14 protein-coding genes are annotated in these 23203 nt (G+C 64.4%); 4 read left to right on the top strand and 10 right to left on the bottom strand.

Annotation, left to right across the window (positions count from 1 at the left end; genetic code table 11):
• Window positions 1-89: 89 nt before the first annotated feature.
• A complete protein-coding gene (locus NCS03_RS18665) occupies window positions 90-2036 on the top strand; it encodes a zinc ribbon domain-containing protein (RefSeq protein WP_250529555.1) in 1947 nt (648 codons plus the stop codon).
• A 223-nt stretch (window positions 2037-2259) separates the two neighbouring features.
• On the top strand, window positions 2260-3399 hold the full coding sequence (locus tag NCS03_RS18670; RefSeq protein ID WP_008352958.1) for a TAXI family TRAP transporter solute-binding subunit: 1140 nt from the start codon (window positions 2260-2262) through the stop codon (window positions 3397-3399).
• A gap of 10 nt (window positions 3400-3409) precedes the next feature.
• Here the strand turns inward: NCS03_RS18670 and pdxR are convergent, their stop codons facing one another.
• The 5 genes from pdxR to NCS03_RS18695 are packed head-to-tail and all read right to left on the bottom strand — an operon-like array spanning window position 3410 to window position 7198.
• Entirely contained in the window at window positions 3410-4861 is a 1452-nt protein-coding gene (gene pdxR / locus NCS03_RS18675) for a MocR-like pyridoxine biosynthesis transcription factor PdxR (protein ID WP_250529556.1), read from the bottom strand.
• 21 nt (window positions 4862-4882) lie between these two features.
• Window positions 4883-5248 carry a type II toxin-antitoxin system VapC family toxin gene (locus tag NCS03_RS18680; RefSeq protein ID WP_250436009.1) on the bottom strand — a complete coding sequence of 122 codons (366 nt, stop codon included), beginning with the start codon at window positions 5246-5248 and terminating at the stop codon, window positions 4883-4885.
• The gene (locus NCS03_RS18685) at window positions 5242-5460 is read right to left on the bottom strand and encodes a ribbon-helix-helix domain-containing protein (protein ID WP_250436011.1); all 219 of its coding nucleotides are present in this window, start codon (window positions 5458-5460) and stop codon (window positions 5242-5244) included. The genes NCS03_RS18680 and NCS03_RS18685 overlap by 7 nt, the downstream gene beginning before the upstream one ends.
• Before the next feature lie 47 nt (window positions 5461-5507).
• On the bottom strand, window positions 5508-5771 hold the full coding sequence (locus NCS03_RS18690; RefSeq protein ID WP_008352953.1) for a helix-turn-helix domain-containing protein: 264 nt from the start codon (window positions 5769-5771) through the stop codon (window positions 5508-5510).
• Window positions 5768-7198 (bottom strand): aminotransferase-like domain-containing protein, encoded by a 1431-nt coding sequence (locus NCS03_RS18695; protein ID WP_175979496.1) that lies wholly within the window; start codon window positions 7196-7198, stop codon window positions 5768-5770. The genes NCS03_RS18690 and NCS03_RS18695 overlap by 4 nt, the downstream gene beginning before the upstream one ends.
• Window positions 7199-7349: 151 nt before the next feature.
• Here NCS03_RS18695 and NCS03_RS18700 point away from each other — a divergent pair, with 151 nt between their 5' ends.
• Both NCS03_RS18700 and NCS03_RS18705 read left to right on the top strand, forming a co-directional pair.
• Window positions 7350-9665: an FdhF/YdeP family oxidoreductase gene (locus NCS03_RS18700; RefSeq protein WP_250529557.1), complete on the top strand. Its 2316-nt coding sequence runs from the start codon at window positions 7350-7352 to the stop codon at window positions 9663-9665.
• Window positions 9655-10071: a hypothetical protein gene (locus NCS03_RS18705; protein ID WP_250529558.1), complete on the top strand. Its 417-nt coding sequence runs from the start codon at window positions 9655-9657 to the stop codon at window positions 10069-10071. Before NCS03_RS18700 ends, NCS03_RS18705 begins: the two co-directional genes overlap by 11 nt.
• Window positions 10072-10142: 71 nt before the next feature.
• Here the strand turns inward: NCS03_RS18705 and NCS03_RS18710 are convergent, their stop codons facing one another.
• From NCS03_RS18710 to uvrA, 5 genes are all read right to left on the bottom strand, one after another.
• Window positions 10143-12881 carry an MGH1-like glycoside hydrolase domain-containing protein gene (locus NCS03_RS18710; protein WP_250529559.1) on the bottom strand — a complete coding sequence of 913 codons (2739 nt, stop codon included), beginning with the start codon at window positions 12879-12881 and terminating at the stop codon, window positions 10143-10145.
• 84 nt (window positions 12882-12965) lie between these two features.
• Entirely contained in the window at window positions 12966-14903 is a 1938-nt protein-coding gene (locus NCS03_RS18715; protein WP_250529560.1) for an amylo-alpha-1,6-glucosidase, read from the bottom strand.
• 760 nt (window positions 14904-15663) lie between these two features.
• The gene (locus tag NCS03_RS18720; protein WP_250436015.1) at window positions 15664-16944 is read right to left on the bottom strand and encodes a DUF445 domain-containing protein; all 1281 of its coding nucleotides are present in this window, start codon (window positions 16942-16944) and stop codon (window positions 15664-15666) included.
• 11 nt (window positions 16945-16955) lie between these two features.
• Window positions 16956-17375, bottom strand: coding sequence for an ACT domain-containing protein (locus tag NCS03_RS18725; RefSeq protein WP_250458001.1), 420 nt, complete (start codon window positions 17373-17375; stop codon window positions 16956-16958).
• Window positions 17365-23178: an excinuclease ABC subunit UvrA gene (gene uvrA / locus NCS03_RS18730; RefSeq protein ID WP_250436019.1), complete on the bottom strand. Its 5814-nt coding sequence runs from the start codon at window positions 23176-23178 to the stop codon at window positions 17365-17367. The genes NCS03_RS18725 and uvrA overlap by 11 nt, the downstream gene beginning before the upstream one ends.
• Window positions 23179-23203: the final 25 nt, after the last annotated feature.

Here is a 23203-nt window from a genome sequence, read left to right on the forward strand (position 1 = left end):
GTTCCCGCGTACAGGCGCGACGGCTCGGCGCGCATTGGCGGCCACGCGATTTTGGCAACCTCACGCACACGTCCTTCGAGGGCTTTAGCATGACCACGCGACTGACGTTTCCCGCATCCATGTTCTCCGTCGTCTGCCAGCGGTGCGGCAGCACGGTGCGCAAGAACGCCGACAGTTGCCCCAATTGCGGCGCAGACCGAAGCGCCGCATTCGGCCAGACGCGCGAGGCCGCCTCGGGCAAATCGCGCAAGAACGTTTTCGAAGAGGCATCGGCGCCGCTCGCATCGGCGGGTGCGTCCGCATCCGGTTCTTCCGCTTCCCTCGACTCGGATGGCGCCGGGCGCGTCGAGCCGGGCATGCGCTCGCGCTGGACGGAGCGCGCGAGCGAGCGCATCGCGCAAAAGGCGGCGGAGTATCGCGCGCGCCGCGCCGAGGAATCCGCACGCAACGCCTTCGCCGATTCCAGCAACGATCCCGACGCCCTGCCCGGTTCCGAGCGGTGGAACACGAAGAAGACAGTCATCGCCGGTGCATGCGGTCTCGTGTTGCTGCTCGGCGCGACGTTCTATTACCAGCTTGGCGATTCGGACGGCGGTTCGAGCACGCCATCCGCGGATCACAGCGTTTCGGGCGTGATCGACTCCAAGGTCGGTTCGCTGATGCGCGGCGCAACCGACGCGCCCGGCACGCCTGCCGCACCGGCCGCGGCGGACCGGCGCCCGTTGGCCGCCGCTCCGTCCGGCAATGCGCTGCAGGATGTGCGCGTCGCGCTGGATCAGCACGATCTCGCCACGGCCCGCGCGCGGCTCAAAATGCTTCCGCCGCAGCAACAGGCGCGCGCCGACTACGAATCGCTGAAGGACGAGCTCGTCAAGCGCGAAGCGCAGCGCGACGCCGCGCTGCAACTCGCGCGCGCCTGCGAGCGCACGTCCGCGTGGGCGTGCGTGCAGCAGAACGCGGGCGAGGCGCTCGCCCTCGACGGCAGCAACATCGAATCGCAAGCCATGCTCGAACGCGTGATTTCGCACGCGGGCTGGCTCGCGCCGACGGCAGTGGCCGCGCTCGCCAAACGCGTGCCGGGCACGGCGCCCGCCGCGGATGCCGCGAACACGGCGGCTGCCGCGCCCGCTCAGCTTCCCGCGCAGGCAAACGTTGCAGCGGCGGCCGCGCAGGCCGCGAAGACGAACGGGTTTACTCAGAAGCCCACGCCGGACAGGCGCACGGTGCAACGCAGCACCGCCGCGCGCTGGGCCGACGACGACGCTGCCTACGAATCGCGCGCGGAGAAAATCGCGCGTGGCCAGGCGGCGACCGCCGCGATCACCGCGACGACGATCAATCCGCCGCCCGCGCCGACCGTCGCCACGACGATGACGATGCCCACGCCCGCGCCGCAAGCGGCCACGCAACCGACGCCCCAACCGACGCCCCTGCCGACGCCCCTGGCGACGCCACAACCGGCCACGACACAAGCCGCCGTGCCCGCGCCGTCGCAACCGGCCGCTGCGAAGGCCGCTCCGCCGCCCGTCACGCAAGCGGCGCGCGCGCCCTATTATCTCGGTGAAGAAAGCGCCCAGCCTTCCGCCGCGAATTCGCGTGCCGCGAACCCGCGCGCGCCCTATTACATCGGCGACGAGCCGCCGCAGCAAGCCGCTCGTCCGGCCAATCCGCGCGGCGCGTATTACCTCGGCGAAGATCCGCCGCAGCCGTCCGCGCCCCCGACGCGCACCGCCGTGCCGCATCCACCGCAATCGGGCAATCAGAGCAGCGCGCTTCCGCCACCGACGGCGCCGATGCAGGCAGCCGTGCCCCGTCCGCCCGCGGCCGTCGCACAAGCCGTCGCCCAGCCCGTCGTGCAGACGAACGTCGCGACGCGCAGCACGCAGGCCGCGGCCACGACCGGCGCGTCGCCGCAGTTCGCCACGATGCCGGCCGGCTCGCATGTCGACTCCGACAAGTCCGAGGAACTCGAACGCGCCATCAAGCAATACGGCTGGAGCGGCGGCGATTCGGCCTCGAAGCCGCCGTCGCGCTGAAAACGGCAAAAAAACGCAAAAAAACGCACAAGAACGACGCAAGAACGACGCAACTACAAGAACACGCAGAGACAACACCGACGCACCGCAAGCACGCGCCGCGCATCTTCGCGCCGGGCCGCATGCGAGTGCCCGCGCATGAGCAGATTGCGCGCGACGCGGACGATTCCCGCATCGTGCGAGTTTCAAAAAGCACCCGTCCAACTCCGACTAAGGGTCAATCATGTTCACCACGAAATACATGCGCAACGCCGCACGGGGCGCGCTGACGCTTCTCGCCATCGCCGGGATGATCGGCGCGGGATCGAGCTTCGCCGCCGATCCGATTCCCTACAAGATCACGACGGGCCAGGAACGCGGCACGTATATCCAGATCGGACAGGACTTGTCGAAGTACGTGGCCGAGCCGGCCGGCATCGAACTGGAAGTGCTGCCGTCGAAAGGGTCGGCGGAGAACGTGCAGCGCATGCGCTACGAGCCCGGCGTGAAGTTCGCGCTGGTGCAGTCGGACGTGTATCAGGCGTACATGGACATGGCGACCTCGGGCAATGCGGACGCGGGCAAGATCATCAAGCCGCTGCGGCTCATCATGCCGCTCTACGACGAAGAGATTTACTTCGTCACGCGCGCGGACTCGCCGATGAAGTACATCCACGAGATCAAGGGCAAGAACATCAGCGTCGGGCCGATCGGCAGCGGCACGGCGCAATCGGCGGAGACGCTGTATCGGCTGATGTTCGGCGAACCGATCGCCGAAGCCAACGAGCAGCATCTCAACAACGAGGATTCGCTCGCGCGGCTGATCGTCGGGAAGATCGACGTGGCGGTGATCGTCGCGGGGCAGCCGGCGAAGCTCTTTCAGGACATGAATCCGGAGCTGCTCAAGCAGATCAGGCTGCTGCGCCTCGATCCGAACGCGCAGGAAACCGCGCGCGCGAAGCAGACCTATTTCCCGGCGACGATCCGCACGACGAGTTATCCGAACTGGATTCAGGAAGACACGCCGACGCTCACCGTGAAGGCGTTTCTCGTGACCTACGATTACGGTTTGCGCGGCACGGTCGGCGCGCTGTCGAAATTCGCCGATTCGCTGTGCTCGAACTTCGACACGCTGCAGGCGAACGGCCATCCGAAGTGGAAGCAGGTGCATCTCGAACTGCCGCCGCTCACGAAGGGCTGGAAATACTATCCGCCGATGGAAAAGCACTTGCGCGCGTGCATCGCGCAGCGCACGGCGGCCGCCGAGCAAGCGCAGAATCCGACGCGCAAGGTCGCGACGCGCGACGCCGACGCGGCCGCGCAAAAGCCGAAAAAAGCGGCGTGTTCCGCGCAGGAAAAGCTGCTGTTGTTGTGCGATCAGTGACGCCGCGAAGCTAGCGGACGAGCGTCGGCATGAGCGCGGCGAGGCGCGTCGCGCCGCGCTCGATCGCCGTGACGTTCGTCCCGCCGTAGCCGAGCAGCACGCCTTGCTGCGCCGGCTCGCCCGCGTAGAACGCGCGTATGCCGTACAGCCCGACCGATACGGCGCGCGCCGCCGCGACGACCTCGTCTTCCCGCACCGAACCGGCGAGCCGCGCGACGAGATGGATGCCCGCCGTCGCGGGCAGCGGCTCGAACCAAGGCGCGAGCTCGCCTTGCAGACGTTCGATCAACAGCGCGCGGCGTTCCGCGTAAGCCTTGTGCATGCGGCGCAGATGCTTCGCGTATTCGCCATCGAGCATGAACGCGCCGAGCGCGGTTTGCGTCAGCATGCCGCTGTGCCAGTCGCAAATCTGCTTTGCGTTCCAGAGCGGTTCGGAGAGTGTCGCGGGCGGCACGACGTAGCCGAGCCGCAGATCGGGAAAGAGCGTCTTCGAAAACGTGCCGACATACGCGACGAGTCCCGCGCGATCGAGACTCTTCAGCGATTCCACCGGCCGCCCTTCGAAGCGGAATTCGCCGTCGTAGTCGTCCTCGACGATCACCGCGCCGCGCTTGCCCGCCCATTCGAGCAACTCGACGCGCCGCTCGAGGCTCATCGGCATGCCGAGCGGAAACTGATGCGACGGCGTGACGTAGACGAGCCGCGTGTTGCGCGGCAGCTTTCTCACGACGATGCCCTCGCCATCGACCGGCACATGCGCGATGCGCGCGCCGAGCGCCGCGAAGAGCGCCCGCGCCGGCGGATAACCCGGCTCTTCGACCGCGACGACATCGCCCGGCTGGATCGTCACGCGCGCGAGCAGATCGAGCGCCTGTTGCGCGCCCTGCGTGACGATCACGTCCTGCCAGTTGCAGACGACCGCGCGGCTGAACGCGAGATAACGCGCGATGCCGAGCCGCAACGCCTGCTCGCCGCCCGGATCGCGATAACCCGCGACGCCGCCGCCCGCGCGCGCCTGCGTGCGCAGTGCCTGATTCAGACAGCGTCGCCAGGCGTCGTAGGGAAAGAGCGATTTGTCGGTTACGCCGCCCTTGAAATCGCAGTCGAGCGTTTCGTCGGCGGGCGGCATCGGCATCGTCATGCGCTCGGGCATCTTGCGCCAGATGCCGGTGGCGCGGGCGCGGGCCGATACGGGTTCGGTGCGCGCGGTCGGCAGGCGCGTGAGCCCTTCAGCGACAAACGTGCCGTCGCCGGCGCGCGTGCGCAAGAAGCCTTCCGCGATCAGCCGCTCGAAGACATCGAGCGTGGTCTTGCGCGAGACGCCGAGCTGCGCGGCGAGATCGCGGGTGGACGGCAGGCGCGCGTTCGCGGCGAGCCGCCCTTCGATGATGCCCGCGCGTAGCTGGCCGTAGATCTGGCCGGTCAGGTCGCGGCGGCCGTGCAGGGTGATGTGGATGTCCAAGGGTGCTGGCGACCGACGCGGCTACAGTTGATAGGGCATCCGCACGCCCGGATCGTCGGGCGGGAAGTCCTTCGAGTTGCGCGAAACGAGCAGCGCATTCACCGATTGCGCCGACGCCCACACGATCGCATCCGGCAACTTGATGCGCGATTTCCTGCGAATTCCGATTGCGAGGTTCGCGACGGCCGAATCGAGCGGCACGAGATCGAAGGTGGACAGCCAGGCGCGCAGCGACGCTTCACTGTCGGGTTTGGCGCCCTCTAGAACTTCCATGAGCGTGATGATGCTGATCGACCGCTCTTCGTAACGCTCGATCTCCTTGCGTGCCGCATCGATTCCCGACAGGTAATCGATCAGGATGTTCGTGTCGAAAAGCGCTCTTACCATTCTTCGCGCAGCTCCCGCTGGTACTGCAATCCATCGATCTTTCGCTCTTGCCATAAGCCGAACACATCGACGGCAGCACGGCGCTTGTTGCTCGCGACGTACGCGCTGATCGCGTCCCGAATGACCGCGGCTCGCGGGCGCTGCTGCTCTTCGCCGATCGCGGCGAGTTCGTCTATCTGTTCGTCGGGCAAATCGATCAAGATCCTTCCCATAGATACCTCGCTATACGATATACATATGGTATATCACCATAGCCCATTTATTCACCTGCGCTGAAAATCGACTGACACAAAGTCACGCCTTGCTCGCTCAACCCCGCGCTGCCCGTCCCATCCTCGTTCATCCGCACCTCGACGAATCCCGCTTCCTCGAGCCCGGTCAATTGCCGACGCAACGCGCTCATCGGCAAACCGGACTGCTTCGCCAATTTCGCGAGCGACCACGCGCGTTCCGGCGTTTCCGTCTGTGCGCGCCAAAGCTGTGTCAGCACGGCGACGAGCGCCGGATCGATGTCATCGTTCATGCGCGAATCCCCATAGTTATCTCCCTGCCCGCGAGTTCGCCGAGCCGCCGCAACGCGGCCTCGCTCTGCGCGGTCCACGGATAACTGTAGTTCAGCCGGATGAAATGGCTGAAGGCGTTGCGCGTGGAGAACATGTAGCCCGGTCCGACCGTGATGCCGCTGTCGAGCGCGGCGCGATAGAGCCGCATCGAATCGACGCGCTCCGGCAATTCCACCCATAGCACATAGCCGCCCTGCGGCGCCGATGTGCGCGTGCCCGCCGGAAAGAAGCGCTCGACCATCGCGCTCATGATGCGCGACTGCTGCCGATACAGCTTGCGCACGCGCCGCAGATGCCGGTCGTAGCCGTCCTGCCGCAGATAATCCGCGATCGCGACCTGCGGCACCGATGGCGTCGTCAACGTGTTCAGAAACTTGAGCTTCTCGACCTGCGCCCGATACCGTCCCGGCATCGCCCAGCCGATCCGGTACGACGCCGTCAGACTCTTCGAAAACGACGCGCAATGCAGCACGAGCCCTTTTGTATCGAAGTTCTTGAGCGTCGACGGGCGCGCATCGCCGTAATAAAGCTCGTGATAGACATCGTTTTCGATGACCGGAATATCGTGCGCGGACAGCAATTCGACGAGCCGGCGCTTGCGCTCGTCCGGCATCTGGAAGCCGAGCGGATTCTGGAAGTTCGGCATCACCATGCACGCGGCGATCTTTCTTCGTCCGATGATCCGCGCCAGAGCGTCGATGTCGATGCCTTCCGCCGGATGCGTCGGCACTTCGATCGCGCGCATCCCGAGACGCTCGATCGCGTGCAGCATCGCGTAGTAAGTCGGCGATTCGACGGCCACCGTGTCGCCGGGCTGCGCGACGGCCTGCAGGCTCAGGTTAATCGCCTCAGTCGCACCGACCGTGATGACGATCTCCTCCGGATCGACCGGCACGCCGTTTTCGGCATAACGCCGCGCGATCTGGCGAATCAGCTCGGGATTGCCGGGCGGCAGATCGTCGATGAGATTCCAACTCGCCTGCCGCCGCGCGATCGCGTTCGCGTACTGGTTGATGCGCCGCCACGGAAACGGCTCGGGATCGGGATACGGCGAGCCGAACGGCACGGCGTCGTGAGCGCGGATGCTGCGCAACGTCGAAAGCACGAGCCGGCTCACATCGACTTCCGATGCCGTCGCGATCACGCGCGTCGGCTGACTGTGCGCCGCGCCCGCCTGCGGTTTTGCGCGCACGAAATAGCCGGACTGCGGACGCGTCTCCAGAATCCCGCGGCTTTCCAGGATCGCGTACGCATGCAGCACCGTCTTGATGCTCACGCCGTGCTGCTGGCTCGCCTGCCGCACCGACGCAATCTTCTCGCCGGGCGTGAACACGCCGCGCCGCACGGCTTCCTCGATTTCATCGGCGAGCTTTTCGTAGAGTTTCAACTGGATTTCGTTCTGAAGCGGCAATGCGTCAAGTCTAGGGCAAATCGACGCAACTGTACTCCTTCTATTTCGCATTTTCTGTGCGCCGCGCGCGATTCGGATCACAGTACGCTTCGGACATCGCAAGCCAAAAAGCATCATCCGCCAAGCCATGTTCAAGAAGCCCGAAGAACGCATCGAACCCTATACGCATCCCGCCGCCGGCTGGGGCGCGCTGAAGCAGGTTGCCATCAATCTCGTCAAGGAGAAGGTGGCGGGCGGCAACTACAAGACGCTCTTCAAGCAGAATCAGCCGGACGGCTTCGATTGCCCCGGCTGCGCGTGGCCCGACCGCGAGCACGGCTCGACCTTCGAATTCTGCGAGAACGGCGTCAAGGCCGTCGCCGCCGAAGCGACGAGCAAGCGCGTGACGCCCGCGTTCTTCGAGGAGCACACGGTTTCGTCGCTGATGACGCAGAGCGATTACGAACTGGAGCAGCACGGCAGGCTGACCGATCCGCTCGTCTACGACGCAAAGCGCGACCGCTATGTGCCGATCGATTGGGACGATGCGTTCGAACTCATCGCCTCGCATCTGAAGAAACTCGACGATCCCGATCGCGCCGCGTTCTACACGTCCGGCCGTGCGAGCAACGAAGCCGCTTTTCTGTATCAATTGTTTGTGCGGATGTACGGCACGAACAATTTCCCCGATTGCTCGAACATGTGCCACGAAGCGACGAGCCGCGGCTTGCCGCATACCGTCGGCATCGGCAAGGGCACCGTCACGCTCGACGACTTCGAACACGCCGACACGCTGCTGCTCTTCGGCCAGAATCCGGCGACGAACCATCCGCGCATGCTCGGCGAGTTGCGCGAGTGCGCGAAACGCGGCGCGACCATCGTGTCGATCAATCCGCTGAAGGAGCGCGGCCTCGAACGTTTCGCGAGCCCGCAGCACACGCTCGACATGCTCTCGCCGAAGGGCGTGAAGATCAGTTCGGTGTTCATCCGCCCGAAAGTCGGCGGCGACTTCGCGCTGATCAAAGGCGTGGCGAAGCGCGTGATCGAACTCGACGACGCCGCGCGCGCGAACGGTGGCGAGCGCGTGCTCGACGTCGATTTCATCGCGGAGCACACGGTCGGCTTCGACGCCTTCGCCGACGACCTGCGCGCCGAAAGCTGGGACGCGATCATCGCGGAATCGGGCGTGGAGATGGACGATCTGCTGAATCTCGCCGACATCTACGCGAAAGGCCGCGCCGTCATCTCGACGTGGGGCATGGGCCTCACGCAGCACAAGAACTCCGTGCCGACCATTCAACTGCTTTCGAACCTGATGATGATGCGCGGGAATATCGGACGGCGCGGCGCGGGCTTATGTCCGGTGCGCGGCCATTCGAACGTGCAGGGCGACCGCACGGTCGGCATCGAGGAAAAACCGACGCAGGCGTTTCTCGACCGGCTCGGCGCGGCCTACGATTTCGAGCCGCCGCGCGAGCATGGCTACGACGTCGTCGAAACGATTCACGCGATGCTCGAAGGCAAGGTGAAGGTGTTTATCGGCCTGGGCGGAAATTTTTCGATCGCGACGCCCGACACGCCGCGCACCTGGGAAGCGATGCGCTCGTGCGATCTCACGGTGCACATCACGACAAAGCTCAACCGCAGCCATTTCGTACACGGCCGCGACGCGCTCATTCTGCCGACGCTCGGCCGCACCGAGATCGATGTTCAGAACGGCGTGCCGCAAGGCGTGTCCGTCGAGGATTCGATGAGCATGGTGCACATTTCGTACGGCATGAACAAGCCGGCCTCGGCGAATCTGCTTTCCGAAGTCGCGATCGTCGCACGCATGGCGCACGCGACGCTCGGCTCGGCCAAGGTCGACTGGCGCGCACATGAGGGCGACTACGCGCTGATCCGCGATGGCATCGAAAAAGTGCTCGACGGTTTCGAGCGCTACAACGAACGCCTGAAGCAGCCGGGCGGTTTTCATCTCGGCGTGGCGTCGCGCGATCGCGTCTGGAAGACGCCGAGCGGCAAGGCGCAGTTCATCGTGCACAGGATCGCGATCGATACGCCGATCCACCGCGCCCGTGCGCTGTACGGCGACCGTCTCATGACGCTGATGACGACGCGTTCGCACGATCAGTACAACACGACGATTTACGGTCTCGACGATCGCTACCGCGGCGTGTACGGACAGCGGCGCGTGCTGTTCGCGAACCGCGAGGACATCGACATGCTCGGGTTCGAGCCGGGCGAACTGGTGGATATCACGAGCGTGTGGGACGACGGCATCGAGCGTCGCGTAGACGGTTTCAAGCTCGTCGAATACGACATTCCGCGTGGCTGTCTCGGTGCGTATTATCCGGAGACCAACCCGCTCGTGCCGCTGTCATCGGTTGCGGATGGCGCCGGTACGCCGACGTCGAAGTCCATTCCCGTGCTGCTGACGTCGTCCAGTCAGGCCATTGCTGCCTGAAACCGCTGCGCGACGCGATGCCGCCAAGCACGCGGCATCGCGCTCTCTCGCGCTGACGGATACGGCGTTCGAGCGCGGCGGCGCCGCTGAACCAGCGATCGGCGCATGCGCCCAGCATGGCGAGGATGCCGGCCCACGCGATCAACCCGGCGGCGAAGCTGTTGAATTCGCCGCTGAACCAGACGCCGCCGAGCATTGCGGCGGCGAACACCAGCATGACGATGGCGAACGGGGGGCAATGTTCGTGTTCGATATGAGCGCGGCCGCCAGCGCCCAAGCCCATTTGGTAGCCGCTGAGAGAATATGCGCTAATGGACTGCGCCATTTTGTCCTCCAGACTGTTATCAATTTGTGTTTCCACAAACTTACGCAGTTGGAGCGATCAGTAATACCAGACAATTCCTAACAACGCTTTCGACCTGTGGCGCTTGACTTTCGCCGAACCCCGCAAAACGCGATGCCACCGCGATTCACGCCTCATTTCGCTCCTGCGAACTCCTGAACATCGGCATCGGCTTCGCCGGCGAGCGGCACGACGCCGGACGGCCCCGTCGCATGCGGATGCAGCAACAGCGCGACGAGCCCGCTCCAGCCCGTCTGATGCGACGCGCCCACGCCGCGCCCGTTGTCGCCATGAAAATACTCGTGAAAGAGCACGAGATCACGCGAACGCGGATCGGCCTGTAGCAGCGGATAGGCAGCCATCACCGGACGCTCGCCGTTCTTGTCGAGCAGAAAGAGCGTGGTCACGCGGCGCGCGAGTTCGTCGGCGATTTGCGCGAGCGAAAACTTCTGTCCCGAGCCCGTCGGATATTCGACGCGAAAATCATCGCCGTAATAGCGATGAAACTCGTGGATCGATTCGATCAGCAGATAGTTGACCGGCATCCACACCGGACCGCGCCAGTTCGAATTGCCGCCGAACACGCGCGAGTCGGATTCCGCCGGAAGATACTGGATGCCGAAGCTTTCGCTGTTGTGATAGAAGACGAACGGGTTATCGAGATGCACGCGTGACAGCGCGCGCACGCCGTGATCGGAAAGGAATTCGGTTTCGTCGAGCATGCGCCTGAGCAGCGCCTTCATGCGATGCCCGCGCAACAGCGACAGCAGCACGCTGTTGCCCTGACCCGCCACGTTCCAGCGCGACACGAGCCTCGAAAGATCCGTTCGATGTTCGAGAAACCAGTGCAGCCGTTCGCGCAATTCCGGCAGCGAGCGATACACCTTCGGCTCCAGCACATGCACGGCGAAAAGCGGAATCAGCCCGACGATGGACCGCACGCGCATCGGCACATTGGTTCCGTCGGGCAGGCGCAGCTTGTCGTAGAAGAACTCGTCCTCGCTGTCCCAGAGACCGGTGTCGCAATCGTCCTCGCAGCTCACCGCTTCCGCGATATACAGGAAGTGCTCGAAGAACTTCACGGCGATATCGACGAACACCTTGTTCGCGTATGCGAGCTCGAGCGCGATACGCATCAGATCGAGCGCGTACGCGGCCATCCATGCGGTGCCGTCGGCCTGATCGATGTGGCCGCCCGTCGGCAGCGGCGACGAGCGATCGAAGATGCCCACGTTGTCCAGGCCGAGAAAGCCGCCCTGGAAAATGTTCTTGCCGTCGGCATCCTTGCGATTCACCCACCATGAGAAGTTGAGCAGCAGCTTGTGGAACACGAGTTCCAGAAAATCGCGATCGCCCTTGCCGGTGATCGCGCGGTCGATCTCGTAGACGCGCCACGTCGCCCACGCGTGCACGGGCGGATTGGCATCGCCGAAAGCCCATTCGTACGCGGGCAATTGACCGTTCGGATGCTGATAGCGGTCCTTCACGAGCAATAGCAACTGACGTTTCGCGAACTCCGGATCGATGAGCGCGAACGCCGCCGCATGAAACGCGAGATCCCACGACGCGTACCACGGATATTCCCACTTGTCCGGCATCGACACGATGTCCGCGTTGCACAGATGCCGCCAGTCCGAATCGCGTCCGATGCGCCGCTGCTTCGGCGGCTTCGGCTGAAGCGGATCGCCGTCGAGCCAGCGCGTCACATCGAACTGATAGTACTGCTTCGACCACAGCATGCCGGCGAGTGCCTGGCGTTGCACGAGCCGCTGATCGGCATCGGCGATATCGTGCTGCAGCGCGCCGTAAAACTCGTCGGCTTCCGCGATGCGTCGCGCGAAGAGACCATCGACGTCGAGCGGCACGGCGTCCGGCGCGGACTCGGGCCGCCAGCGCAGATACACGACCGCCTTGCCGAGCGGCTCCAGTTCGAGATGCGCGTGCGCGGCCGCGCGCGTGCCCTTGTCGCGGCGAATCGCGTCTTCGTCGCCTTGCAGGATGTAATCGTTGAAGCCGTCCTTGAACGGTCCCGTGCCTTCCATGTGGAAGAGACGCCTGACGTTGGTCTCGTTCTCGCAGAAGAGCCATTCCATCGCGCTCGCGTCCGGCGACCACGCGGTGACGACCATCGGTTCGTGCGCGCCCTGTTCGGCGAGCACGTAGGTGCCTTCGCCCTGCACCGTTTCCACCTTCAGCGAGGGCTTGATCGGCGTCGGCTTCCACGACCAGGTATTGCGCGCCCAGATTTGCGGCAGCACGTCGAGCGCGGCCCGCACGTCGCTTCGATTCTCGATCGTCACGCGCATCACGATGTCGTCCGGCGTGTGCTTCGCGTATTCGACCTGCACGTCGAAGTAACGCGCGTCGTCGAACACGCCCGTGTCGAGCACTTCGTATTCGGGCATGTCGGCGCCGCGCCGCGCGTTTTCATCGACGAGATCGGCATACGGATACGCCGCATGCGGATACTTGTAGAGCATGCGCATGTAGGAATGCGTCGGCGTGCCGTCGATGTAGAAGTACAGTTCCTTCACGTCCTCGCCGTGATTGCCTTCCTGGTTCGTCAGACCGAAGAGCCGCTCCTTGATGATCGGATCGCAGCCGTTCCAGAGCGCGAGCGAGATGCACCAGTTGAGTTTGTCGTCGCCGAAACCGGCGATACCGTCCTCGCCCCAGCGATACGCGCGGCTGCGCGCATGATCGTGCGGAAAGTATTCCCACGCGGTGCCGAATTCGCTGTAGTCCTCGCGCACGGTGCCCCATTGGCGTTCGCTCAGATACGGTCCCCAGCGCTGCCAGCGTGGGCAGTCCTTCGAATGGAGCCTCAGGCCCTCGACGGTTTCGAGCTGGTTGACGGGGCGCGATTTCGACATGGGCGACTCCTCGATGGCGGCGTGCTGAACGACGGGCAAGTCTCGTAATTTAGCGCGTTTTGACGCCGGCCCGCGCGCGCCGCGCTAGGTTGCGCCGAGCAGCTTTTCGATGCGCAGGAGCTCCGCGAGCGACCACGCCTGGAACGGCGTCCCGCCGGGCGTGTGCGGCGCATCGGCATCGGCGACTTCGCTGACGTGATCGAGACCGTAGCGATCGAGATGCGCGTAGAGCGGCGTCAGAAAACGCTCGCGCGCGCCCGCCGCGCCGTGCACGCGCACCCACGCCTCGACGAACGGGCCGATCAGCCACGGCCAGACGGTGCCCTGGTGATACGCGCCATCGCGATCCAGCACGCCGCCCGCGTAGTTCGCCCTGTAGGCCGGATCGGACGGCGCGAGCGTGCGCAAACCGGGCGGCGTGAGAAGTTGCGTTTCGACCTGATCGACGACCGCGCGCGCGATATCGCCATCGACGAGCGGAAACGGCAAGCCGCCGACCGCGAAGATCTGATTCGGGCGAATCGATCGATCGACGCGACCGGGTTCGTGATCGACGTCGACGACATCGAAGAGCGTATGCGTGTCCGGATCGACGAAACGCGCGGCGAACGACAACTGCGCCTGATCGCGCAACGCCTGCCAGCGCGGATTCCACGCGCTCGCGATCGTGAGCGCGTTGATCCACAGCGCCTGCACCTCTACCGGCTTGCCGATACGCGGCGTCACGACCCAGTCGCCTGCCTTCGCGTCCATCCATGTGAGCTGGACGCCGGGCACGCCCGCGCGCAGCAGACCGTCCACATCGGCGGCGATGCGAAAGCGCGTGCCGCGCGAATAGCCGTCGAGAATCGCATCGACGGCGCTTTGCAGGCGGCTCGTCGTCGCCGCGTGCGCGTGCCCCGTCGCCAGATAATCGTGCGCGGCGACGACGAACCACAGCGAGGCATCGACGGAGTTGTATTCGGGCAGGCCGCCGCTGTCCGGAAAGCGGTTCGGCACCATGCCTTCGGAAATCGTATCGGCCCATTCGAGCAGGATCGATTCCGCTTCCTGATGCCGGCCGGACACGAGCAGGAGGCCGCGCATCGAGATGAAGGTGTCGCGGCCCCAGTCGGTGAACCACGGAAAGCCCGCGATGATCGTTTTGCCGACATTGCGCGTGACGACGTACGCATCGGCGCTGCGTGCGAGCCGCGAGCCGAACGCCGCGCGCCGTTCTTTTTCCCGCGAGGCGAGATGCGATGCGTGCGCGAGCGCGCTGTCTTCGAACGGCTTGTCGTGGCCCGCGTGCGCGTGGAGGATCATCACGGCTTCGCCGCGCGCGAGATCGAAGCTGAAGATGCCGGGCGTCGCGAGGTCTTCGGTGAAATCGAGTCCGCGCTCGCGTTCGCGCACGTAGCAGAAGTTGCGATACCAGTCGGGGGCGTGATCGTAAGCGCCGTTCGACGTGACGCAAATCGTCGGCAAATCGCCATACGGCTGCCATTGCACGCGCTCGCCTTCCAGTGTGGCATCGAAGGAAAATGCCGCGTTTTCGTGGTGCAGCGCGTGGTAGTCGCGGCCTGAGAGCAGCGGGCGGACTTCCAACTTGGCCGCTTTCGATGCGCCCTCGAGACGCCAGCGCAGGACGGTTTGGCGGGCTTCCTTTGCAACGAACGCTTCTGCGACGATGATTGTTGCGTCGTCGTGACCGATGCGGTAGCGCCATGTGGGCCACGGATCTGTATCGAATGAAAGGAGGCTTGCGGTCGTGTCGGGATAGAGGATGTCGGGGGCGTAGCGCTGCATCGTCAGAGGGATACGCGCGTTGCCCGTTTCGAGCCATGCTTCCATGCCGTTGATGAGCACGACACGGCCGGCGGGCGGTTGAGTCGCCGTCAGCAGCAGCGCTTGGTAGCGACGTGTGCGCATCGTGCCGACCGTGCCGGAGGCGAAACCGCCGTAAGCATCGGGTTCGAGCCATTCGTCTTCCAGACGCGCAGCGTCGATCGGCGATTCATCGGTGCGTTCGATGCGTGTCATGGTTTTTGTTTTTTTGCTGGATTGCGTGTTCGTGGCGGCTCGGGGTTTCGCCGGATCCCGCTTTCGTGGCGGCTCGGGGTTTCGCCGGATCCCGCTTTCGCGTCGGTCTATTAGCACTGCCCCTGTGCGGGGCGGCACTCACTTTCTTTGCTGCTGCAAAGAAAGTAACCAAAGAAAGCAGCTTCCGATACGCCCGCGGTCACACGCAATTTGGGTAGTCCTCTCGTCCATCGTGGGCTGCCTAAAGAGTGCCCTCATCACAATCACCGGGCTTGGCTCGCGCACGGTCTGACTAGCTAGTAGTTACAACGCGCGGGTCCAGCAATCATACATCCGGCACAGCGCTACGCGCTGCCGCCCGGTATGCGAGGGAAACCAAAGGGCGGCGATTGCAGTGAGATGGAGACGTTAGTAGAGAAGCACATGCATCCCCGATGGACCGGTCGGCCGCGGAGCGGGCTGGAGCTATTTGGTGCTGAACCAGTTTGGTGTGTGGTGCGATGGTTCAGACCGTGCGCGAGCCAAGCCCGATGGGGCCTATGAGGGCACTCTTTAGGCAGCCCACGATGGACGAGAGGACTACCCAAATTGCGTGTGACCGCGGGCGTATCGGAAGCTGCTTTCTTTGCTTACTTTCTTTGCAGCAGCAAAGAAAGTAAGTGCCGCCCCGCACAGGGGCAACGCTAATAGACCGACGCGAATACGGGATCCGGCGAAACCCCGACCCGACACAATCACGGGATCCAGCGAAGAAACAAAATCAACCAAGAACCACACTCACAGCGTGAATCAAAATCCCGACGGCGCCTCCCACAAGCGTCCCATTCACGCGAATGAACTGCAAATCCCGCCCAATATTAAGCTCAACATCCCTGACGAGCGTCGCATCGTCCCACTGCTTGACGGTGGCGGCAATATGCTTCGCGATCCCATCGCGCAACTCCGGCGCAAGCGCCTTCAAAGCATCGCGCATATGCTCGTTAATCGACTCGCGTAATGCCGGATCGCTGCCGAGCGCCTCGGCAAAACCGCCCGCCATCGCGACGACCTTCGCATGCAGCGCCGAATCCGGCCGCTTGATATCCGCATCGAGCCACGCGATGAACTCGTCCCACAGCCCGTTCACGTATGTCCGCAACTCGGGCCGCTCCAGCCACTCACGCTTGTGCTCGTCGATGCGCGCCTTGAACGCCGGATCCGTCTTCAACCGCTCGACAAACCGCTCCACAGCCGCATCGAAAGCCTTGCGACGTTCGTGCTCGGGATCGCTGCTTACATCGTGCAGCCATTGATTCGCGCCGCGCACGAGACCGGCCGCAAACTTGTTGCCAAGGTCTTCAGCATTCAGTCCGACGAATCCCAGCATACCGACGAGCTTCGGATACTCCTCGCCCGCCACCGCGACGATGCGCGTCGCGAGCATCTCCTGCACTTCGGGCTTGTCGAGCCACCCGGCCAGTTGCTTCAGGCCCTCATCGAGCAGCAACTGATGACGCCGGTCCGATATCAGCGTCGACAGCACGCTTCCCGTCGCGCTCGCCAGATCGAACGACTCCGCGCGACGGCGCAGCGTCTCGTAGAGCATCGACTTCACGCGCTCGTCATCGACGAAAGACAGCAGTTGCCCGACCGCGCCCACGGCCTTCTTGCCGAGCAACTCGGCATTGGCAGGCTCGGCCAGCCACATCGACAGACGGCTCGCCGGATCGAACGCATTCACGCGCGCGACGAGCGCATCGGTGCCGAGAAAACGGTCGCGAACGAACACGGCCAGGTTGTCCGCGACGCGCGCCTTGTTCGCGGGCAGGATCGCGGTGTGCGGAATCGGCACGCCAAGCGGATGCCGAAACAGCGCGACCACCGCGAACCAGTCGGCGAGCGCGCCGACCATCGCGGCTTCCGCGAACGACGACACCCACGCCCACGCGCCCGCATCGTGCTGGCTTTTCGCGAGCGCGAACAAGGCGCCGGCCGCGACGAGCAGCCCGGCGGCGAACCATTTCATCCTTCTCAGCGCGACGGCTTTGTCCTGCGTTTCCATCTATGTCGGTTTCATGGTTTTGATGAGGCCGAAAGCTTACCAGCAGCGCGTTGCAAATCCCGAAGGACTTCGACGGCGCGTTCGCCCTCTTCGACCGGAACGAAGATGTGATCGTGATACGCCGCCGCAATCACATTGCAACTGATGTTCGCCTCGCCGAGCGCACGCGCGAACGCCGCCGTCAAGCCGACCGCGTTCAGATCCGAATGAACGGTCAGCGTGATCCAGGCCGCGCGAAAGAGCGGCGCGACGCCGGCCGCCTGCGCCGCGCTTTCTTCCATCACGACCGTCAATCCCTCGCGCTCGCGGAACGTCGCGACGATGCCCGCGCCGCTCGCCACCGCATCGTGCGGCAGCGACGCGAACACGTACGCGCCCGGCTGCAGTTCGGGCTCCATCGACGCGATCAGCGTATCGAGATCACGCAGCATCTTCGGTCTCCCGTGTCCGCGCCAAAACCGGCCGCAGCGCAGCGCCGGTATGACTGCGCGGATGCGTCGCGAGCGTGTCCGGGTCCGCCGCCGCGACGATCGTGCCGCCATTCACGCCGCCTTCCGGGCCGAGATCGAGCACCCAGTCGGCTTCGGCGATCACATCGAGATCGTGTTCGATGACGATCACGCTATGCCCGCCATCCACCAGACGATGCAGCACGCGTATCAGCTTCGCGACGTCCGCCATATGCAGGCCGACGGTCGGCTCATCGAGCACATAAAGCGTGTGCGGCGGCTTCTGGCCGCGCCGCGTGACGTCGTCGCGCACTTTCGACAGTTCGGTGACGAGCTTGATGCGCTGCGCCTCGCCGCCCGACAGCGTCGGCGACGGCTGGCCGAGCGTCAGATAGCCGAGGCCGACATCGCGCAGCAATTGCAGCGGATGCGCGATGCTCTGCATCGACGCGAAGAACTCGACGGCTTCGTCGATCTCCATCGTCAGCACTTCGCCGATGTTCTTGCCGCGCCATGTCACCGCGAGCGTTTCCGGATTGAAGCGCTGGCCGTGGCACACGTCGCACGGCACTTTGACATCGGGCAGGAAGCTCATCGCGATGGTCCGCACGCCCTGGCCTTCGCATGCCGGGCAACGGCCATCGCCCGTGTTGAACGAGAAACGCGACGGCGTGTAGCCGCGCGCGCGGGCCTCGAGCGTATCGGCGAAGAGCTTGCGGATCGTGTCCCACATGCCGATGTAGGTGGCCGGGCACGAACGCGGCGTCTTGCCGATCGGCGTCTGATCGACTTCGAGCACGCGATCGATAGCCTCGAAACCGGTGACGCCCGCGCAACCCTGCCACGCATGCGCGACATCGAACGTCGGACGCGGCGCTTCGCGCGCGAGCACGCTGGCGCGCGACCCGGCAGCGGGCTTGTCCGCTTGCGCGGCCTTGCGCGCGCGCCGCACCGCAGGCGACGACAACACCGAACGGCCGACGGCATCGAGCAGGTTCGTCATCAGCACGTCGCGCGCGAGCGTCGATTTGCCCGAACCCGACACGCCCGTAATCGCGACGAGCCGATTCAGCGGCATCGTCGCCGTCACGTTGCGCAAGTTGTGCAGCGTCGCGCCTTCGACCGTCAGCCATTGCTCCGGCACGGCGGCGCGCTTCGCGGTCGCCGCGCGCACTTCGCGGCGCGGCTGCAACGGATGCACGATCGGATTCGCGAGGAACTGGCCCGTGAGCGACGCCTTGTGCGCCGCGAGATCCGTCACGTTGCCCTGCGCGACGACCGTACCGCCGCGCTTGCCCGCGCCCGGCCCGATATCGATGATGTGATCCGCGCGGCGAATCGTGTCTTCGTCATGCTCGACGACGACGAGCGTATTGCCCTTGTCGTTCAGCTTCTTGAGCGCGGAGAGCAGGATCAGGTTGTCGCGCGGATGCAAACCGATGGTCGGTTCATCGAGCACGTAACACACGCCTTGCAGATTACTGCCGAGTTGCGCCGCGAGACGGATGCGCTGCGCTTCGCCGCCGGAAAGCGTCGGTGCGGCGCGATCGAGGCTCAAATAGCCGAGCCCGACTTCTTCGAGGAATTGCAAGCGCCCTTCGATTTCACTGACCACGTCACGCGCGATATCCGCATCGCGGCCCTTGAGCTTGAGCGATGCAATCCACTCGCGCGTATCGCTGACGGTCCAACGTCCGACTTCCGTGATCGGATAATTGCCGAACGTGACGGCGCGCGCAACATCGTTCAGACGCGTGCCTTCGCATTCCGGGCAGGGCTGATCCACGATATCGTCCGGTTCCTGATCGACCGAGCCGATGCTCTGCTCGCGTCCGCGATCGTCTTGCGCGAAGAGCGTGTCGTCGAACGCGGCGCGCTGTTCGCGCGTGAGCTTCACGCCCGTCCCGACGCATGTGTTGCACCAGCCGTGTTTGCTGTTGTACGAGAACATGCGCGGATCGAGCTCCGGATAACTCGTGCCGCAAACGGGGCACGCGCGCTTCGTCGAGAACACGCGCGTTTCTTCCTTGCCGCGACGCGCGCCGTCGTGCCACGACCCATGCAGTTCATCGAGCGGCGCGCAAAGATGCATGACGCCCTTGCCGATTTCGAGCGTGTCGTCGAGCAAACGCCGCAGTTCCGCTTCGTTGTCCGCCGACACGACGAGATCCGCAACCGGCAATTCGATCGTATGTTCACGGAAACGATCGAGCTTCGGCCACGGACTCACGGGCAGAAATTCGCCATCCACACGCAGATGCGTATTGCCGCGCGCCTTCGCCCATTTCGCGAGATCGGTATAGACGCCCTTGCGATTGACGACGAGCGGCGCGAGCAGTCCGACATGCTGCCCCTTGAAATCGCGCATGATCTGCGCGGCGATCGATTCGGAACTTTGCGACTGGACCGGCGTGCCATCGTGAATGCAATGCTGAATGCCGAGCTTCACGTACAGCAAGCGCAGGAAGTGCCAGACTTCGGATGTCGTCGCGACCGTCGATTTGCGTCCGCCGCGCGACAGGCGCTGTTCGATCGCGACGGTCGGCGGAATGCCATAGACGGCATCGACTTCCGGACGGCCCGCCGGCTGCACAATGGAGCGCGCATACGCGTTCAGCGATTCGAGGTAACGGCGCTGACCTTCGTGGAAAAGGATATCGAACGCGAGTGTCGACTTGCCCGAACCGGACACGCCCGTCACGACGTTGAACTTGTTATGCGGAATATCGACATCGAGCGACTTCAGATTGTGCTCGCGCGCGTTGACGATCCGCACCACGTTCTCGCCCTGCAACGCACGCCGCGCGCTCGCGACTTCCGCCGCGAGTTGCAGCGGCACGCCCGCGCGCTTTTGAGCCGCGCCGGGCGCCATCGCTTCTTCGTATTCGACCAGCGCGCGGCCCGTATGCGATTGTTCGCATGCCGAAACATCGTCCGGCGTGCCGACGCATACGAGCTGCCCGCCGCCATCGCCGCCTTCCGGACCGAGATCGATGATCCAGTCGGCCGCGCGAATCACATCGAGATTGTGTTCGATGACGATCAGCGAATGACCGCGTTCGAGCAGGCGCCGCAGTGCCTGCATCAACTTCGCGATGTCGTCGAAATGCAGGCCCGTCGTCGGCTCGTCGAACATGAAGAGACGGCTTTCGCTCTTGCTGGTCTGCGACGTTTCGGCGAGAAAGCCCGCGAGCTTCAGACGCTGCGCCTCGCCGCCCGAAAGCGTCGGCACGGGCTGGCCGAGCTTCACGTATTCGAGACCGACATCGACGATCGGCTGCAGCACGCGCAGCACTTCCTTGTCGCCGGCGAACAGCGCGACGGCTTCGCTCACCGTCAGTTCGAGCACATCGGCGACGCTCAACTGACGATCGCCGCGCTCGATCTTCACTTCGAGGATTTCCGCGCGATAACGGCGTCCGTCGCAATCGGGGCAACGCAAGTAGACATCGCTCAGGAACTGCATCTCGACGTGCTCGAAGCCCGAGCCGCCGCACGTCGGGCAGCGTCCATCGCCCGAGTTGAAGCTGAACATGCTCGCGCTATAGCCGCGCTGCAACGCGAGCGGCGCCTTCGCATAGAGCTTGCGAATTTCGTCGAACGCGCCGACATAGCTCGCCGGATTCGAGCGCGCCGTGCGGCCGATCGGCGACTGATCGACGAACACGACGTCGCTCAAATGCTCCGCGCCCTTCAGGTCGCGATACGCGCCGGGCGCTTCCGTCGCCTTGCCGAAGTGACGCATCAGCGCGGGCGCGAGCACGTCCTGGATCAGCGTCGATTTGCCCGAGCCCGATACGCCCGTCACGCACACGAGACGTTGCAGCGGAATGTCGACCGTGACGTCGCGCAGGTTGTGATCGCTCGCGCCTTCGAGCGTGAGGCGCGGCGTGTTCGCATCGACGACGCGGCGATTCCAGTTCGACGCATGCGCGACATGCTTGCGGCCGCCGAGATACGCGCCGGTGAGTGTGTCGGTGACTTGAATGTCGTCGGGTGCGCCGTCATAGACGATCTGCCCGCCGCGCTCGCCCGGACCCGGTCCCATGTCGATGAGACGATCGGCCGCGAGCATCACCGACGGATCGTGCTCGACGACGACGAGCGTATTGCCCGCGTCGCGCAGACGATGCATCGCTTCGACGATGCGGTTCAGATCGCGCGGATGCAAACCGATGCTCGGTTCATCGAGCACGAACAGCGTGTTCACGAGCGACGTGCCGAGCGCGGTCGTCAGATTGATGCGCTGCACTTCGCCGCCGGACAGCGTGCGCGACTGGCGATCGAGCGTCAGATAACCGAGACCGACATCGCAGAGATATTTCAGGCGCGTGCGGACCTCGGCGTGCAAGAGCTTGAGCGCTTCGTCGAGCAAGGTCGATGGCAGCGTCAGCGAATCGAAGAAGCGGCGGATGCGCTCGATCGGCATCAGCATCAGATCGTGCACCGTGAGGCCCGGCAGCGCTTCGAGTTGCGCGCGCGTCCAGTCGACGCCTTCCGGCATGAAGCGATCGTGCGGCGCAAGCACTGCGTCGGCCTGTTCCTTCGTGCCGAGACGCCACAGCAGCGATTCGGTTTTCAGGCGCGCGCCGGCGCACACCGGACACGTCGTATAGCTGCGATATTTCGACAGCAGCACGCGGATGTGCATCTTGTACGCCTTCGACTCCAGATAATCGAAGAAACGCTGCACGCCGTACCACTGGTTCTGCCACTTGCCCGTCCAGTCCGGCGAGCCCTTGATGACCCAGTCGCGCTCCTGCTGCGTGAGATCCTTCCATGGCACGCCGAGGCGAATGCCCGCCTTCGCGCCGTAGCGCACGAGATCGTCCTGGTTCTCTTTCCACGCGGGCGTCTGCAATGTCTTGATCGCGCCTTCGCGCAGCGTCTTCTTTTCATCGGGGATGACGAGACCGTAATCGACGCCGATCACGCGTCCGAAGCCGCGGCACGTCTCGCAAGCGCCATACGCGGAGTTGAACGAGAACAGCGCCGGCTGCGGATCGGCGTAGCGCAGATCGCTTTCCGGGCTGTGCAGGCCGGTGGAAAAACGCCAGATCTCCGGCTCGCCTTCGTCTTTCAGCACATAGACGTCGACGCGGCCCGTGCCGCGCAGCAACGCGCTTTCGATCGCCTCCAGCGCACGCGAACGCTCGATGTTCTGCAAGCGAAAACGATCCGCGACGACATCGAGCATCTGCCGTTTGCCGCTTGCGGTTTCGACGTGGCGTTTCGCCTGCACGCGCGTATAGCCGCTCGCGGAGAGCCACTGCTCGACCTCCTCGTCGCTCGCGGTGTCGGGCAATTCGACCGGAAACGTGATCGCGAGACGCGGATCATCGGCCCGCGTGCGTTCGAGCAGTTCGGCGTAGATCGTCTCGGGCGTGTCGTGACGCACGCGATGCGACGTCTTCTTGTCGAAAAGTTCGGCGGCGCGCGCGTAGAAGAGCTTCAGATGATCGTTCAGTTCGGTCATCGTGCCGACGGTCGAACGCGAACTGCGCACCGGATTCGTCTGGTCGATGGCGATCGCGGGCGGCACGCCGTCCACGCGATCGACCTGCGGACGGTCCATCCGGTCGAGAAACTGGCGCGCGTACGCGCTGAAGGTTTCGACGTAGCGCCGCTGGCCTTCCGCGTAGAGCGTGTCGAACACGAGGCTCGACTTGCCGGAACCGGACGGGCCGGTCACGACCGTCATCTGGCCGGTGTGCAGGTCGAGATCGAGATTCTTGAGGTTGTGCTGACGTGCGCCGCGAATGCGGATTGCGTTATTCGATGCCAATTTTTCAACCGGTTCAATGAGTTAG

The sequence above is a fragment of the Caballeronia sp. ATUFL_F1_KS4A genome (assembly GCF_023630905.1).
Lineage (GTDB): Bacteria > Pseudomonadota > Gammaproteobacteria > Burkholderiales > Burkholderiaceae > Caballeronia > Caballeronia zhejiangensis.

What these genes read in the sequence shown, in the direction of transcription:
- NCS03_RS18665 (WP_250529555.1), top strand. Translation starts at nt 90, where the DNA reads ATGACCACGCGACTGACGTTTCCCGCATCCATGTTCTCCGTCGTCTGC.
- NCS03_RS18670 (WP_008352958.1), top strand. Translation starts at nt 2,260, where the DNA reads ATGTTCACCACGAAATACATGCGCAACGCCGCACGGGGCGCGCTGACG.
- NCS03_RS18680 (WP_250436009.1), bottom strand. Translation starts at nt 5,248, where the DNA reads ATGGTAAGAGCGCTTTTCGACACGAACATCCTGATCGATTACCTGTCG.
- NCS03_RS18685 (WP_250436011.1), bottom strand. Translation starts at nt 5,460, where the DNA reads ATGGGAAGGATCTTGATCGATTTGCCCGACGAACAGATAGACGAACTC.
- NCS03_RS18690 (WP_008352953.1), bottom strand. Translation starts at nt 5,771, where the DNA reads ATGAACGATGACATCGATCCGGCGCTCGTCGCCGTGCTGACACAGCTT.
- NCS03_RS18700 (WP_250529557.1), top strand. Translation starts at nt 7,350, where the DNA reads ATGTTCAAGAAGCCCGAAGAACGCATCGAACCCTATACGCATCCCGCC.
- NCS03_RS18710 (WP_250529559.1), bottom strand. Translation starts at nt 12,881, where the DNA reads ATGTCGAAATCGCGCCCCGTCAACCAGCTCGAAACCGTCGAGGGCCTG.
- NCS03_RS18715 (WP_250529560.1), bottom strand. Translation starts at nt 14,903, where the DNA reads ATGACACGCATCGAACGCACCGATGAATCGCCGATCGACGCTGCGCGT.
- NCS03_RS18720 (WP_250436015.1), bottom strand. Translation starts at nt 16,944, where the DNA reads ATGGAAACGCAGGACAAAGCCGTCGCGCTGAGAAGGATGAAATGGTTC.
- NCS03_RS18725 (WP_250458001.1), bottom strand. Translation starts at nt 17,375, where the DNA reads ATGCTGCGTGATCTCGATACGCTGATCGCGTCGATGGAGCCCGAACTG.